Here is a 14,732-nt window from a genome sequence, read left to right as displayed (position 1 = left end):
TGTCTTTTCAGTAGATTTCCAAGGATACAGGCAGCACCTCCTCGCGGACGCGGCCTTCCTTCACGGGTTCTCCTCCATTCACCGGGGCGTAGAAAATTTCATCGATCCAGCGCGTGCGGATCAGCCGGACGGGTTGGTCATTTTCTCCAACCACGATCCCGAGGTCGGCGACTTCCATGAGGTGCTGCACGCTGCCGACCGGCTGCAGTTCCGGTGACTTCGCGATGGTCTGCGGAGCAGCAGGAGGGTCTGGCCACAGCCAGGCGACCGCCATGCCCGCCGCGGCCGCTAGCGGCAGCCAGAGCCGGAGGATCGGTGCGGGCTTCCTCACCGGTGGCTGGGCCGCCTGAAGACGGGCCATCAGGTCGGTGGACGGCGAAGCCGGGGCCACCCGGCCGAGCAGGGCTTCGATGTCTTCGTCGGAGTTCATGTCAGTGAAGGGGTCAGGGTTTCGCGCAGGGACTCGAGCGCCAGCCGGTAGCGCGAGGCCGCGGTACCCTGCGGGATCTCGAGCGTGGCGGCGACCTCGGCAAAGGTCAGCCCGCCCCAGAATTTCAGCGTGAGCACGTCCCGCTGCTCCGGCGGCAGGCGGCGGAGTTCGTGGGCCAGCATCTCGGCCGCCTCACGATCGCTGCCCGCCGGGCTGAAAAGCTCGCTGCTCTCCTGCTCGCGCACCACCCGCCGGTCATTCGAACGACCGAGGTCGATGGCCCGGCGGCGGATGGTTGCGAAGACGAGCGGGGCATCCGGCCTGCCACCGGCGCGCTGCCAGGACTCCACAAGCGACTCCTGCAACACGTCCTCCGCATCGTGCTCGCAGCGCGTCTGCTGGCGGGCGAAAAGGAGGAAGCGAGCCGCGTTTTCCGCGAGCCAGTCGTTCCAGTCCTGTGTGGGAGATGCCATGCTTTCACCCGGACAGCGGAGCGCGGCGCTGGATTTATCACCCGGGAGCGAAGAATTTCCCGGCGGTCACGTATTTGCCATGATGCGCCTGTCTCCCGCACTCATCTTCGCCCTCTCCGGCTTCTCCGCCGCCCAGCCGCCGCTGATGAAGGATTTCATCGGCATCAATGGCCACACGGTGCAATTCAAGCCGGAGCTCTACCAACCCGCCGCGCGGCTCGTCCGTGACTATCATCCGGTGGAGTGGGACCTGGGCAAGGAGACCCCGGTGCTGCCGGAGTTCCCTTTCGCGAAGAACAAGGTGGACTGGAGCGGCGTGTATGGCTCGTGGCAAAAGCACGGCTGGGTGACGAATGCCTGCCTGATGTTCGAGTCCATCCCGCGGGACCAATGGAAGGACATCGAGAAGGACGCCGAAGCCTATGGCCAGGCATTCGCCAGGGAATTCGGCCCCTCCGGCAATCGCAAGCTGGTGGAGTCCGTCGAGATCGGCAACGAGCCGGGCAAGTGGAGCGATGCTGACTACTCCCGCATGTACAAGGCCATGGCCACGGGTCTGCGCGCCGGTGATCCCAGGCTGAAAATCGCCACCTGCAACCTGACCACCGGGAAGAGCGGCGACTACGAGAAGAGCGTCTCCTGCCTCACCGGCCTGACCGATCTCACCGACGTGCTCACGATCCACACCTATGCCCAGATGGAAGGCTGGCCGACGTGGAAGCGCAGCTTTCCCGAGGACCCCGCCCTGCCCCGCTACCTGAAGGACGTGGAGGACCTCTGCCGCTGGCGCGACCAGCACGCCAAGGGCAAGCCGGTGTGGATCACCGAATTCGGCTACGACAGCACCACCCAGCCGCAGGAGAAGACCGGCGACTTCGCCAAGTGGGTAGGCGTCACCGATGAGCAGCAGGCGCAGTGGCTCGTGCGCTCCTTCCTGGTCTTTTCCGCGATGCCGGTGGAGCGGGCCTATCTCTATTTCTTCAATGACGAGGACAAGGCGAGCCTGCATGCCAGCTCCGGACTCACGCGGAATTTCAAACCGAAGCCCTCCTACCACGCCGTGAGCCACCTGCAGGCGACACTCGGCGACTACCGCTTCGCGAAGATCGTGAGGAATACCCCAGCGCTGCGCATTCAGGAGTATCGCCACGAAAGCGACGGAAAAATCATCTGGGCGGTGTGGGCTCCTACCGGCGAGAGCAAGGGTGCCCTGACCGTGATCGATGAAACCCCGGGCAAGCTGATCGCCGCGACGATGATGCCGACTACCGCGAATGCTCCACAAGGTGCGCTGCCCCTGCAGCCGACACCGGACTCGGTGGAGACGATGGTCAGTGGCAGCCCGGTTTACCTGACCTTCCAGAAGGCCCCTTGAGCAAAGCCGCCGCGGGGATCGCCACAATCGGCAAATCCCTTGCGTCGGTCGTCGGCCAGCCTCATCAACGCGCCGCAATGCCGCGCTTGCCTGCCTGGTTGGAGAGATATCGTGCCCTGCCGCGGCCGGTGGTGCTCTTTGCCGCGGGGCAATTCCTGATCAATCTGATCACCACCGCGCAATTCCTGCTGCTGAATCTCTACCTGAAGCAGCGCGGGCTGGATGACCCGGAGATCGCGGCGCTCGGCTCGCAGCGGTTTGTCGCCACGCTCTTCCTCGCCATTCCGGCCGGGCTCTGGCTGCGGGGGAAGCCGCTGCGTCTGCCGCTGCTCATCGGGTCCATCCTCTTCCCGCTTTCCGCCCTCGCATCGCTCGAAACGGTGCGGCTCGGCATGATGAATGCCGCTTCGATTTCCTTCCTCATCTCCGGCTTCGCGGGACTGCTGCTGAATGTGGCGAGCCTGCCGATGACGATGCGGATGGTGCCAGAAGAGCAATCCAGCGAGGCGCTCAGCCTGCAATTCGCGACCTGGGCGGCGGCGAGCATCTGCGGCGGCCTGCTTTCCACGGCGCTGCAGGCGATCGGCACGGTGCAGATCGCCGGGACGACGGTGATCTTCGACGAACACGCCACCCTCCTTTTCATGAGCATCGTCGCCTGCGCCGCCCCGTTTCTCTATGCGAGGCTGCCCGACCCCGTGCCGGAGAAAAGCGCGGCCCGTCACTGGCTACACGTCCATCGCGAAGACTGGCCAGTGCTGCTGCGCTCGCTGGTGCCCACGCTCTGCATCGCCACCGGGGCGGGGCTGAGCATCCAGTTCCTGAATCTCTTCTTCAGCCACGTCCATCACCTCAGCTCGAAAGCCTACTCCGCCTATGGCTCGATCAGCAACGTGTTGGTGCTTTTCGCCGGGCTCATCGTCCCGGAGGTGAAACGCCGCTTTGGCTGGCGCGGCGCGATCCTCGGCGTCCAATCGATCGCGGTGGTGCTGCTCGCCGCGATGGGCCTGACCGAACTGCAACAAGCCGCGAGTTGGGCGCTCCCGCTGGCCATCGGCTGCTTCATCCTCCGCCAGCCGCTGATGAGCATGGCCGGCCCCTCCACCAGCGAGCTCACCATGAGCTACGTCGGCGAGCGGAACCGCGAACTCATCAGCGCCTGCAACGGCGCCATCTGGAGCGGAGCCTGGTGGCTCGCCGCGCGCACCTTCCAGATCCTCCGCTCGCACGATCTCCCCTACTGGCAGGTTTTCATCACTACCGCCGTCCTCTACCTCTTCGGCACCGTCGCCTACCTCGGCCTCATCCGGACCGTGGAAAAGCGCCAGGAAGCCAGCCCCTCCCCCGGCGGGATGAATGACCCGGAGCCGACGTGAGGAATGCGGCTAGATCAGATCAGCTCTTTCCCGATTTCCCTTTCGAAGATGTCCGCGCAACTGGTCCTACCATCTCTAGCTACCGCCCGGCGGGTGGCATATGCAGGGTTCGGAACCGCGTTCTTGGTGATGGCGATAACGACCGCATTCCTCTCGGTGAGATCGATATCGCCACCTCTCAGCGCGGCCCCTCCCGACTCGCGGGCATATCTCGCTTCCCTCGTCGGTCTGATTTTCGCGGCGGTTTTCTTGCGACTGGCTTGGGAAACTCGAATCGCCGCACTTCCGTTCAAGTTCACCATCGATTCCCACCGGCGCGAATGTGGCTACAAGTGGGGCAAATGGTGGGCCCATCGGACAGACTTGAGCTGTATCATCGAGCTCCGGGCAAGTGTGCAACACGTGGTGACACGCTCAGGCCCGGGAAGCTGGCGTTGGTCGATTCACGGGTATTGCTCGAAGTCCGATCCCTCTGAGGGAGTTCATCTTTACAGCCCTCCCCGATCATTCTCCTTGGAGCAGGATGCAGTGAGAGATTGCAGCCAGACGATCCAATCATTCAGCCAATATCTGTCTCTGCCATTCACCCTCATCACCCGATGAGCCAATATTCGCCGACTCGGAATCCTTATTCGCAGCCCTGGGATCCATTGCCTCCACGGAGCCGTGGAGGATGATCCGGAGCCGACGCGAGGAATGCTGATGTATCAGATCAGATGGACACGAGGTCTTGGGTTCGCTTGTGACTCCAGCCTTTCGGCGGCCACTTCGAAATTGAGGGCTCCACAAAATCCCGAAATGAAAAGCAGCCCAATCCATTGAAGAACGGAGCCAATCGAGCGCACCTCACTCGGGAACACCTGCACCGCCGGAATCCAGCGACGGCTACCAGAAGACTATAGGCCCGGTGGGGTTCGAACCCACGACCAAGGGATTATGAGTCCCCTGCTCTAACCGCTGAGCTACAGGCCCGTGCCGCAGTTGGCGCAGATGGTTTGGCGGAGTTGTGGGTGCATGGCAAGCGCCGAGGACGATTGTGATCACGTCGGGGCATCGACCACTGGCTCCGGGGTGGGTTCGCGGCGGATGAGGAGGAGCCCGGTGAAGTTCAGGGCGAAGCTGGCGATGAGGCAGGGAATGCCGGGACCGAATGAGGCGGGCGAGTTGAGAAGCTCGATTCCGATGGTCCCGCCGAAACCAAAGGTGGCCACGCCCGCAGGAATAACGACCACCCACCACGCCAGTCGCGATTTCTGGAGAAAGGAAATCGAAAACGGGGCGAGCGCTACCAACAGGGTCGCACAAAGGAAGCAGGTGGCCGCAATGGTCGATTCCGAATCGGAGAAATTCCCCATCCTAACGAACCGGTAGAGCTCGGGCCAGAGGTGCCACCCCATGGTATTTTTCCCCATCGGGCTCGATGCGTAGTCGACCACCATGAAATGAAACGCCACGAAGACGATCAGCGCGGTGACCAGCAACGAGAGCGCGGCGACATTCATCCACCGGGCATGAGGACGGGACATGCCGGAGGATAGGAAACTCAGCCGGAAACGTCGATGCCCGGCCGGAGAAATGCGACCGGGTGCCTGAAGCGGATCAATTCAGCAGCCAGAGGACAGGCTGCGGCCAGACGCCGAGGACGATCACGGCCAGCGTGAGGGCGACGACGCAGGTGCGGGTGATCTGGGAGAGAACCAGCGGCTTCGAGTCAGCGGCCGGAGCCTCCCACCAGATGGCGCGGATGATCTTGAAGTAGTAGTAGAAGCCAGCGGCGGCACCCACCACGGCGAGCGCGACGGCCCACCAGAGCTTTGCCTCCACGGCGAGCGCGAAGACGAAGAACTTGCCGAGGAAACCGGCGGTGAGCGGAACACCGGCGAGGGCGGCCATGATGATGGTCAGGCCGATGGCGAGGGTCGGGTTGCGCTTGCCGAGACCATTGAAGGCGTCGATCTGCTCGGACTCGCTCTGGATGCGGACCTGCGCCAGCACGAAGAAGCTGGCGAGCGTCATGAGCAGGTAGGTGGCGAGGTAGAAGGAGACGCTGCCGATCGAGCCGAGGCTATCAACCGTCTCCGGCTTCCAAGCTGCCAGCGCGAGGACGAGGAATCCGGCATGGGCGATCGAGGAATAGGCCAGCAGGCGCTTGAAGTTCGTCTGCGAGATCGCGGCAAGATTACCGAAAAGCAGCGTGGCTCCGGCCATGACCGCGAGCATCAGCGTCACCTTTCCTGCGACCGGCGAACCTGCTTGCATGAGCGGCTCGAGGAAACGGATGAGAAGGATGAAACCCGCGGCCTTTGACCCCACGGAGAGGAAGGCGGTCGTGGGAGTCGGCGCGCCCTGATAGACATCCGGGATCCAGACCTGCATCGGCACGGCACCGATCTTGAAGCCGAGGGCGATGAGGATGAGGGCGATGCCGAAAAGAAGCGGCGCGGTATTGGTCAGCGTGCCGACCTGGGCACCGATGCCTTCAAGGCTCATCGTGCCGGTGGCACCGTAGATCCAGGCGATGCCATAGACGAGGAAGCCGGTGCTGAGTGCACCGAGGATGAGGTACTTCACCCCGGCCTCAAGCGAGCCGACATTCCGGCGGAGGAAGGCGACGAGGATGTAGAAGGTAATGGTGACCAGTTCGAGCGCTACGAATGCGCCGGCGAGGTCCTTCGCCGAGGCCATCCACATCATGCCCGCACAGGCGAAAACGGGCAGCGCGTAATATTCTCCGGTGCCGGCCTCGGAGCCCGGATTATCGGTGAAGCGCGAGAGGATCGAGCGGAAGTCGATGGACATCAGCACCACGAGGATGGTGGTGACGAGCGCGAAGCCCTTGTAGAAGCGGGCGAGACCGTCGAAGGCGTAGAAATTCCACAGCGACCACTTGGCCCAGGCGGCATCCGGCTTTGCCTCCGGCCCGTAGGCGAAGAACGACAGCACGAGGATGAAAGCCAGCCCTGCAGCGGCGGTGAAGCCGACGAACTTCTTCGAGTTGCTGGGACCGAAGGCTTCGACCATCAGCAACAGCAGGCCGAGGAAAACGGTCAGGGCTTCTAGGTAGTAGGCGGGCATGGGAAGAGGTGAGAAGTGATCGGTGATCGGCGATCAGAGGGAATCACTTGAGAAGTTGGAGCAGCAGGTTTGGATAGAGGCCCACGGCGAGCAGCGCGACCGCGAGGATCAGCGCCGGGATGCGGTCGGCGAAGGTCAGGTCGGCGGCACCGTCGGTGGCGCGGACGCTTTCGCCCTGGAAGATCCGGCGGTAGGCGCGGAGCATGTAGATGGCGCTGATGACCACACCCCAGATGGCAATGATGCAGGTGATCTGCACCGGGCCGAGGCCGTCTGCGGGAACGTAGTTCCGGAAGGCGGAGAGGAAGACCATCACTTCACCCGCGAAATTCGCGAGACCAGGCAGGCCGATGGATGCCATGCCGACCATGCCGAAGAGGAAGGCGAGGCCGGGAGCGGATTTGGCAAGGCCGCCGAGGTCGGAAAGCTCCAGCGTGCCGGTATTCCGCTCGATGCGGTCGGCCAGGCCGAAGAGCATGGCGATGGAGACGCCGTGGGCGAACATCAGGAGGACCGCGGCTGGCAGGGCGATTTCATTGACCACACCGTTCGCTTCCGCGGCGGCGAGAGCGGCGATGGCGAGGAAGATGTAGCCCATGTGCATCACGGACGAGTGGCCGAGCATGCCATCGAGGCGCTTCTGGCTGATGGTCACGAAGCCGACCCAGAGGATATTGCCAAGCAGCAGCACGCAGAGCGGCACGAGCCAGGCATTCAGGCCCTCGGGGACCATCGGGATGGCGAGACGGAGCAGACCGTAAAGGCCGAATTTCTTCAGCACACCGGCGTGAAGCATCGCGGTCGGTGCCGGGGCGCTGGCGTAGGCCGGAGCAGCCCACGAGTGGAACGGGAACAGCGAGACCAGCACGCCGAAGCCGACGATGAGTAGCGCGGCGATGCCCTTCTGCGAGGCGGCGTCGATCGCCAGCGTGCCGTTCTTCACGGCATCCAGCATCTTCGGAATTTCGTAGGTCCCGGCGAGATTCGCGAGCCAGACGAGACCGGCGAGCAGGATGATGGAGCCGAGACCGAGATAGATGGTGATCTTCCAGGCGGCTTCCTTCCGGTCGCCGCGTCCGAGGATCCCGATCATCAGGAAGGTCGGGATCAGCGCGAGCTCGTGGAAGGCATAGAAGAAGAAGAGATCCGTGGCGGCAAAGGCACCGATGGCACCGGCCGAGATCAGCATGGAGGAGCCGTAGTAGAGCGTCTCGCGGCCTTCCGGGGACTTGCCGGAAAGCACGGCGGCGAGGGTGACGATCACCGACAGCAGCACCATGATCACGCTCATGCCGTCGTAAAAGCCGAGCGCCATGTGGAGCGCGGGCTTCTCAAGCACCGGCAGCGAGATCGACCACCGGTCGGACTGCCACGAGGTGGCTGCCCAGAGTCCGAGCACGAGATTGGCCGCACCGGCGGCAATGGCTGCCTTGCGCGCGGGCGCACCGGCGATCATCGCGACGAAAGCCAGCAGCGGGAGTAGGACGAGGACAAGGAGCATGGCTCAGAACGCGGTGAAATAGATGACGAGGATGACGCCGATGCCGAAGGCGAACGCGTAGCCCTGGAGATTGCCCGACTGGACGCGGCGGAAGAGGCCGCCAAAGCTCTCGGCCAGACGGCTGGTGCCGCCGACGATCAGGCCATTGATCAGGAACTCGTCGAAGAAGTGGACGATGGCCGCGAAGGCATCCTGGAAGTAGCGCACCACGACATTGTCGTAGAAGGCGTCGATCTTCAGGCGGTCCCGGAAGAACGGGATGGAGACCGGGTCCTTGTCCTTGCCGTTGTAGAGCGTGAAGCCCGCGAGAAGACCAAGGATCAGAGTGCCGATGGACGCACCGAGAATGAGACCGTGTCCCTCGGCATGGCCATGCTCGTGGATCGGGCGGTAAGCACCCAACGCGTTGGATACTAATTCAGAACCAGCACCCAGCGCCAATCCCGCAAGCAGCAGGAGCGGGACAAACATCAGAGGTCCGACCTCGTGAGCATGGCTTGCATTATCCGAGCGGGTCTTCCCGAGGAAGGTCACCACGAAAGCGCGGGTCATGTAAAAGGTCGTGAGGAATGCGACGAAAACGGCGATCCCGAAGAGCCACTTGTTCCCACCGTAGGCGGCCGCAAGAATTTCTTCCTTTGACCAGAAACCGGAAGTGACGAACGGAACGGCGATCAGCGCCGCGGTACCAATCAGGAAGGTGAAACCGGTGATCGGCATCTTCTTGAGAAGGCCACCCATCTTCCAGATGTCCTGCTCATGGTGGCAGGCGTAGATGATCGCGCCGGAGCCGAGGAAGAGTAGAGCCTTGAACCAAGCGTGCGTGAAGAGATGGAACATGCCAGCCTCGCCGACCATGAGACCCACGGCCATGACCATGTAACCGAGCTGCGAGAGCGTGGAGTAGGCCAGGATCTTCTTGATGTCATTCTGCTGCGTGGCCATCAGCGCGGCGCACAGCGAGGTGATGCCGCCGATCCAGGCGATGGTGTCGCCGGAGAAGTTGTTGAACGCTTCCGCTCCGATAGAGAGCTGCACGCGGAAGAGCATGTAGACACCGGCTGCCACCATGGTCGCGGCGTGGATGAGGGCGGACACGGGGGTCGGGCCTTCCATCGCATCCGGCAGCCAGACGTGAAGCGGCATCTGGGCGGACTTGCCCATGGCTCCGCAGAAAACACACAAGAGAGCGGCACCGAGAACACCGGTGGAAACCGTGGCGAGACCACCGCCAGCGGCCCATTCCTTCATCCCGACAAAGCCGAGGTGACCAGTGATGCCCCAGAGCATCAGAATGCCGATCATGAAGCCGAAGTCCCCCACCCTGTTGACGATGAAGGCCTTCTTCGCGGCATCGGCAGCGGATTCCTTCTGATACCAGTGGCCGATCAGCAGGTAGGAGCTGAGGCCGACCAGCTCCCAGAACATGAAGGTCATGATGAAATTCGACGCCAGGACGATGCCGGTCATCGAAAACATGAAGAGCGAGAGGCAGGTGAAGAAGCGTGCCTTCGCGCTGTCGTCGGCCATGTAAGCCAGCGAGAAGATGTGGACCAGCAGGCCGATGCCTGTGACCACGATCATCATGCCCTTGGACAACTGGTCCAAGGTGATGCCCACCTCCACGTGGAAACTACCGACGGAGATCCATTTGATGGGCTCGGGTGCCTGGACGTTGCTGAGCAGCAGCATCACCGAGATGCCGAAGGTCACGGCCACGGAGATGACCGACACCGTCGAGGCGACGTAGGCATTCCGCTTGAGGAAGAGCTGGTTCGCCGCGGCGGCGATCAGCGGGAGGAACAGGAGGAGCCAGGGCAGCATGTTCGGGAAAAGTTGGCGATGGGTGCGCAGGCCGCGGGCTTAGCCACGCATGCTGGTGAGGTCTTCCGTATTGATCGTCTGCCGCGAGCGGTAGAGGGCTACGATGATCGCGAGGCCGACGGCGACCTCGGCGGCGGCCACGGTGATCACGAAGAAGACCAGCATTTGTCCGTTGTAGTCGGGCAGACCGTTCAAGCCCTTGAAGCGCGAGAAGGCCACCAGGGTCAAGTTCGCGGCACTGAGCATCAGCTCCAGGCACATGAAGACCACGATGATGTTCCGGCGGAGCACCACGCCGGCGAGGCCGATGGCGAAGAGCAGCCCGGAGACGAGCAGGTAATCGTGCAGGGAAGCCATGGCTCAGGTGGTTTGGCGCTTGGAAAGGACGACGACGCCGACGGTGGAAACGAGCAGCAGCACACCGACGATCTGGAGCGGCAGGTTGTAGCCGCGGAAGAGGGTCTCGCCGATCAGGTTCACGTCGGGCAGGTGGCCCTCGGCGAGCTTGGTGGAGATGCCCGGGCTACGCTCGGCGTAGTAGGCGGCACCGGCGGCGAGATCGAGCGGCTCGGCCTTGATGTTCGGAGACTTCGAGAGGATGCCGATGAGCTGAATGGTGAAGGCCAGCACGATGCCGAGCCCGCCAAGCAGCGGTGCGAGCTTCGGCGCACGCTTCTCCTCGGTCTTCAGGTCGAGGAGCATGATGATGAAGATGAACAGCACCATGATCGCGCCCGCATAGACGAGGATCTGGATGATCCCGACGAAGAAGGCATTCAGGCCGATGAAAAGACCGGAAAGGCCGACGAATGAGGCCACCATCGACAAGGCGGATGCGACGGGATTCCGCAGCGCGACAACCGCCACGCCGCCGAACAGCATGACGAGCGCGAAGAACCAGAATAAGTAAACGGGCATGGAAGGGAAGAGTTGGGGCCGGTTGGCCAATGAGGACTGGCCGGTTGGTTACTTCAGCTCGTTCCACTTGTTGACGAGGCCGACGCGCTTGCCGCCGATCTCGTAGAGCTTCTCCTTGTCGTGCACCATGTCGGCGCGCTTCAGGCCGGTGATCGCGTAGTCCTTGCGGAGGAAGATTGCCTGCTCCGGGCAGACCTCCTCGCACATGCCGCAGTAGATGCAGCGGATCATGTCGATGTCGAATTCCAGCGGGCGCTTCTCGACCTTCGCCCAAGGGTCATCGGACGGGATTTCGCTCGGGGTGATCTTGATGGCCTTCGGCGGGCAGATGAATTCGCAAAGCTGGCAGGAAACGCAGCGTTCGCGGCCTTGCTCGTCGGTCACCAGAGCGGGCGCGCCACGGTAATGCTCGGGCAGGTGCTCGTCCCACTTCTGCTCTGGATACTGCATGGTCACGCCGAGTCCGGAGGACTCCATGTCCTTCGCGCCGCGGGACTTGCCCCGCAGCGAATCGACGGCGTGCTTCATCGTGATGAAGAAGCCCTTGATGACCGCGCCGAGGTAGATTTTCTCCCCCGCGTTCAGTTTCGGACGTGTGACTTTGACGACGGCCATGGGTGGGAAAGTTAGATGGAAACCGGGGCGGACTTTTTCTCGGACACCTTCAGGCACCAGACGAGGGCGCCGGTGACGAGGGCGAGGACGACCAGCCCGCCGATGCTGGCGGCAGGGCCGAATTGCGGCGCGGCGATGACCAGCGCAGCGAGGAAGACATTGATGAGCGCGGCTTCGAAGAAGATCACCCAGCCGAGGCGCATGAGCTGGTCATAGCGGAAACGCGGCACCGTCCAGCGGACGAGGATGAAGAAGAGGATGAAGGCGACTACCTTGGCCATGAAGACGGCCATGTTCAACAAGCCTCCGATCTTCACCGAGCCGATCTCGAGGCTGGCAGCCCAATTGTCGAAGAAAGGACCGAGCGACCAGCCGCCGAGGAAGAGCGTCACGACCATCGCCGAACCGATGACCATCGCGGCGTATTCGCCCATGAAGAACATGGCGAACTTCATGGAAGAGTATTCCGTGTGATAGCCCCCGACGAGCTCGGTTTCGCACTCCGGAAGGTCGAAGGGCATGCGGTTCGTCTCCGCGAAGACCGAGGTGGTGAAGATCACGAAGGCGATCATCGCCGGAATCCAGAAAAGCCACGCGGTGTAGTCGCCGCCGTTGTTCCAGGGGGCGGAGTTGCCCCACAGCGGGAGCAGGAGCCAGCCGTTCTTCGACTGTTCCTCGACGATGTTGGAAAGATTGAGGTCCCCGTAGTAGAGCAGCACCGGCACGACCGAAAGGCCGAGCGCGATTTCGTAGGAGATCATCTGTGCCGTGGAGCGCACGCCGCCGATGAATGGGAACTTCGAATTCGAGGACCAGCCGGCGAGCGTGATGCCATAGACCGCCAGCGAGGAAATCGCGAAGATGAACAGCGGGCCGACATCAAGATCGGCGATGACCAGCTTGTGGGCCTCACCGTTCACGACGATGTCACCGCCGAAAGGGGCCACGCAGACGGTGACGAGCGCGGGCACCACCGTCAGAGCGGGAGCCAGCCAGTAGAAGGCCTTGCGGACATGGGACGGGGTGAAGTCCTCCTTCAAGAAGAGCTTCACGCCGTCTGCCATCGGCTGGATCAGACCGAAGAACGAGAAATCTTTCTTGGCACCGAGCAGGGTGAGTGGCACGCCGACGCGGTTCGGACCGACGCGGTCCTGGATGATCGCGGAAAACCGGCGCTCGAAATAAACCGAGATCGGCACCAGCGGCAGCACGACCATGAAGGTCAGGCCGATGACCTTGGCGACAATGACTAGCAGGGAGACGAGGTCCATGGAGGCGGGAGATTAGCCGTTGATCAGGCCAGCGGCCTTGCGTGCGCGCTCGTTTTCGAGCAACGGGATCTTCACGCCGGTTTCGGTGACGGGCAGGCCGAGATCGCCGATCTTCGAGAGGGTCAGGCCGTTGAATTCAGTCACGGCCTCGGCCATCGACTTGAAGACGTTTTCAATCATCGCCGGGCCGTTGGCCAGATTTGTGCCTTGGATGGCGAGGGTGAGGTCGCGGAGGATTTCCCAGTCGTCCTTCGCATCGCCGAGGGGTTCGACGGCGCGATTGAGGCGCTGGAGACGGCCGGTGACATTCACCATGGAGCCGCGCTTCTCGGCAAATGCCGCACCGGGCAGCACCACGTCGCAGGCCTCCGCGGTCGGACCGGCGATGAGCTGGGTGGACACGATGAAGGAGACCTTCGCGAGATCGTCCTTCGTGAAGCCTGCCTCGAAAAGATCCTCGCCGAGTACGATCAGCGCCTTGATGGAGCCTGAGCGGACGCCTTCGCGGATGGCGAAGAGACCACCGTGCGGATCTGGAGTCTGCCACACCAGCTTCGCGCCAGTCGTGTTCGGGTTGCGGTCCTCGGAAATCAGGATGCCGTCGCTCTCGCCAGTGCGCGGGACGGTCGTGTATTGGCCGGTGCCGAGCTCGCTGGCCAGATTGCGGACGAGGAAGAGCTCCTCATTCGTCATCCGAGCGGATGCGATGATCGCGATCTCGCCGCCCTGGAATTTCTTCAGCGCGTCCGCTGCCGTCTGGATCGAGTGGAACCACGAGTTCGTCTGGTGCTTCGCTCCTGCCCGGATCATCGGCTCGGTGAGGCGCGCATCGCTGTCGATGTAGTGGAAATTCAGGCGGTGCGAATCCGGCATCCACGTCGAGTTCACGTCGTCATTCTGACGCGGGGTGATGCGGTGGATCTTGTTGCTGCGGGTCCAGATGACGATGTTCGCACCGGTGCCGCAATTCACGTCGATGGTCTTGGTCTCCTTGAGGAACCAGACGCGCATCTGGAAGCGGAAGTCATTCGACGTCAGCGCTCCGACCGGGCAGATATCGACGGTATTGAGAGAGTAATTCGAGTCCAGCTTGCGGCCCGGATGGACCGTCAGCGTGGTGTGGGTGCCCCGCTGGGTGAAGCCGAGCACCGCATCGTCCGCGACCTCATCCATGAAGCGGATGCAGCGGCTGCACATGATGCAGCGCTCGTCATCGAGCCGGACGCGCGGACCGATGTCCACGTTCTTCGGCTTCTTCACCTTCATGTCCACGAAGCGCGACTCGCCGCGGCCGTGTTCGACGGAAAACTCCTGCAGGCGGCACTCGCCGGCCTGATCGCAGATCGGGCAATCCAGCGGGTGATTGATGAGGAGGAACTCCATCACCCCCTCGCGGCACTTCTCGACCAGTTCGCCCGTGGTGCGGATGCCCATGTTCTCGGTCACCGTGTTCGCACAGGCGATCACCGGGCGGGGCATCCAGCCGATTGGCAGGTAGCCCTCGGCATCATAGGTGGGGTCCTGGCCGGGTGCCGGGCGCGGTGGCATGCCCATCTGGACGAGGCACATGCGGCAGTTGCCGGGAGCGGAAAGCTTCGGGTGGTAGCAGTAGTGCGGCACTTCCTGCTTCGCCAGCTTGCACGCCTCGATCATCCGCATGCCGCGCGGGACCTGGAGCCAAACCCCGTCGATCTGCACGTTGACCAGGCCTTTTTCGGCGGCGAGATCCTTCGGAAGCTTGGCTTCGGCAGTGGCGGCTTGATCACTCATGGGCAGGGAGTGCATGGGGAAACCCCGGGCGACGCGGACTATGAAAAAGCGCCTCGCGAGCGGCAAGCGCACTTTGTGAAAAATTTCACAAAGTCAGGAGTTTT

At 62.8% G+C, this 14,732-nt stretch carries 13 protein-coding genes and 1 tRNA gene; 2 read left to right on the top strand and 12 right to left on the bottom strand.

From position 1 onward, the window contains the following. Positions 1–7 precede the first annotated feature (7 nt). Both OKA04_RS01520 and OKA04_RS01515 read right to left on the bottom strand, forming a co-directional pair. The gene (locus OKA04_RS01520) at positions 8–430 is read right to left on the bottom strand and encodes a hypothetical protein (RefSeq protein WP_264499350.1); all 423 of its coding nucleotides are present in this window, start codon (positions 428–430) and stop codon (positions 8–10) included. After that, on the bottom strand, positions 427–903 hold the full coding sequence (locus OKA04_RS01515; protein WP_264499349.1) for an RNA polymerase sigma factor: 477 nt from the start codon (positions 901–903) through the stop codon (positions 427–429). The genes OKA04_RS01520 and OKA04_RS01515 overlap by 4 nt, the downstream gene beginning before the upstream one ends. 79 nt (positions 904–982) lie before the next feature. Between OKA04_RS01515 and OKA04_RS01510 the strand changes: the two genes are divergently transcribed. Beyond that, positions 983–2,278, top strand: coding sequence for a cellulase family glycosylhydrolase (locus OKA04_RS01510; RefSeq protein WP_264499348.1), 1,296 nt, complete (start codon positions 983–985; stop codon positions 2,276–2,278). Between the two features lie 77 nt (positions 2,279–2,355). Beyond that, on the top strand, positions 2,356–3,654 hold the full coding sequence (locus OKA04_RS01505) for an MFS transporter (protein ID WP_264499347.1): 1,299 nt from the start codon (positions 2,356–2,358) through the stop codon (positions 3,652–3,654). An 899-nt stretch (positions 3,655–4,553) separates the two neighbouring features. Here the strand turns inward: OKA04_RS01505 and OKA04_RS01500 are convergent. The 10 genes from OKA04_RS01500 to OKA04_RS01455 form a co-directional block, all read right to left on the bottom strand. Continuing rightward, positions 4,554–4,626 (bottom strand) — tRNA-Ile (locus OKA04_RS01500). Positions 4,627–4,694: 68 nt separating this feature from the next. Beyond that, positions 4,695–5,180 (bottom strand): hypothetical protein, encoded by a 486-nt coding sequence (locus OKA04_RS01495; protein WP_264499346.1) that lies wholly within the window; start codon positions 5,178–5,180, stop codon positions 4,695–4,697. A gap of 73 nt (positions 5,181–5,253) precedes the next feature. After that, the gene (locus tag OKA04_RS01490) at positions 5,254–6,729 is read right to left on the bottom strand and encodes an NADH-quinone oxidoreductase subunit N (protein WP_264499345.1); all 1,476 of its coding nucleotides are present in this window, start codon (positions 6,727–6,729) and stop codon (positions 5,254–5,256) included. A 43-nt stretch (positions 6,730–6,772) separates the two neighbouring features. Then, on the bottom strand, positions 6,773–8,230 hold the full coding sequence (locus OKA04_RS01485; protein WP_264499344.1) for a complex I subunit 4 family protein: 1,458 nt from the start codon (positions 8,228–8,230) through the stop codon (positions 6,773–6,775). A gap of 3 nt (positions 8,231–8,233) precedes the next feature. Beyond that, on the bottom strand, positions 8,234–10,054 hold the full coding sequence (gene nuoL, locus OKA04_RS01480; RefSeq protein ID WP_264499343.1) for an NADH-quinone oxidoreductase subunit L: 1,821 nt from the start codon (positions 10,052–10,054) through the stop codon (positions 8,234–8,236). A 39-nt stretch (positions 10,055–10,093) separates the two neighbouring features. Next, positions 10,094–10,411 (bottom strand): NADH-quinone oxidoreductase subunit NuoK, encoded by a 318-nt coding sequence (gene nuoK / locus OKA04_RS01475; protein ID WP_264499342.1) that lies wholly within the window; start codon positions 10,409–10,411, stop codon positions 10,094–10,096. A gap of 3 nt (positions 10,412–10,414) precedes the next feature. Continuing rightward, on the bottom strand, positions 10,415–10,972 hold the full coding sequence (locus tag OKA04_RS01470; RefSeq protein WP_264499341.1) for an NADH-quinone oxidoreductase subunit J family protein: 558 nt from the start codon (positions 10,970–10,972) through the stop codon (positions 10,415–10,417). Positions 10,973–11,020: 48 nt separating this feature from the next. Continuing rightward, entirely contained in the window at positions 11,021–11,587 is a 567-nt protein-coding gene (locus tag OKA04_RS01465) for a NuoI/complex I 23 kDa subunit family protein (RefSeq protein WP_264499340.1), read from the bottom strand. An 11-nt stretch (positions 11,588–11,598) separates the two neighbouring features. Next, positions 11,599–12,858, bottom strand: a complete 1,260-nt coding sequence (locus OKA04_RS01460; RefSeq protein WP_264499339.1) for a complex I subunit 1/NuoH family protein — start codon at positions 12,856–12,858, stop codon at positions 11,599–11,601. Between the two features lie 12 nt (positions 12,859–12,870). After that, a complete protein-coding gene (locus OKA04_RS01455; RefSeq protein ID WP_264499338.1) occupies positions 12,871–14,628 on the bottom strand; it encodes an NADH-quinone oxidoreductase subunit G in 1,758 nt (585 codons plus the stop codon). Positions 14,629–14,732: the final 104 nt, after the last annotated feature.

Origin of the sequence: Luteolibacter flavescens (genome assembly GCF_025950085.1) — a bacterium.
Classification (GTDB): domain Bacteria; phylum Verrucomicrobiota; class Verrucomicrobiia; order Verrucomicrobiales; family Akkermansiaceae; genus Haloferula; species Haloferula flavescens.
Note: the sequence above shows the minus strand (reverse complement) of the source record. Positions and strands in the feature narration are given on the sequence as shown.

Excerpts from the sequence above, each read along its gene's own strand:
- OKA04_RS01465 (WP_264499340.1), bottom strand. The coding sequence starts at position 11,587 with ATGGCCGTCGTCAAAGTCACACGTCCGAAACTGAACGCGGGGGAGAAA.
- OKA04_RS01505 (WP_264499347.1), top strand. The coding sequence starts at position 2,356 with ATGCCGCGCTTGCCTGCCTGGTTGGAGAGATATCGTGCCCTGCCGCGG.
- OKA04_RS01510 (WP_264499348.1), top strand. The coding sequence starts at position 983 with ATGATGCGCCTGTCTCCCGCACTCATCTTCGCCCTCTCCGGCTTCTCC.
- OKA04_RS01515 (WP_264499349.1), bottom strand. The coding sequence starts at position 903 with ATGGCATCTCCCACACAGGACTGGAACGACTGGCTCGCGGAAAACGCG.
- OKA04_RS01520 (WP_264499350.1), bottom strand. The coding sequence starts at position 430 with ATGAACTCCGACGAAGACATCGAAGCCCTGCTCGGCCGGGTGGCCCCG.
- OKA04_RS01470 (WP_264499341.1), bottom strand. The coding sequence starts at position 10,972 with ATGCCCGTTTACTTATTCTGGTTCTTCGCGCTCGTCATGCTGTTCGGC.
- OKA04_RS01485 (WP_264499344.1), bottom strand. The coding sequence starts at position 8,230 with ATGCTCCTTGTCCTCGTCCTACTCCCGCTGCTGGCTTTCGTCGCGATG.
- OKA04_RS01455 (WP_264499338.1), bottom strand. The coding sequence starts at position 14,628 with ATGAGTGATCAAGCCGCCACTGCCGAAGCCAAGCTTCCGAAGGATCTC.
- OKA04_RS01495 (WP_264499346.1), bottom strand. The coding sequence starts at position 5,180 with ATGTCCCGTCCTCATGCCCGGTGGATGAATGTCGCCGCGCTCTCGTTG.
- nuoK (WP_264499342.1), bottom strand. The coding sequence starts at position 10,411 with ATGGCTTCCCTGCACGATTACCTGCTCGTCTCCGGGCTGCTCTTCGCC.
- nuoL (WP_264499343.1), bottom strand. The coding sequence starts at position 10,054 with ATGCTGCCCTGGCTCCTCCTGTTCCTCCCGCTGATCGCCGCCGCGGCG.
- OKA04_RS01490 (WP_264499345.1), bottom strand. The coding sequence starts at position 6,729 with ATGCCCGCCTACTACCTAGAAGCCCTGACCGTTTTCCTCGGCCTGCTG.
- OKA04_RS01460 (WP_264499339.1), bottom strand. The coding sequence starts at position 12,858 with ATGGACCTCGTCTCCCTGCTAGTCATTGTCGCCAAGGTCATCGGCCTG.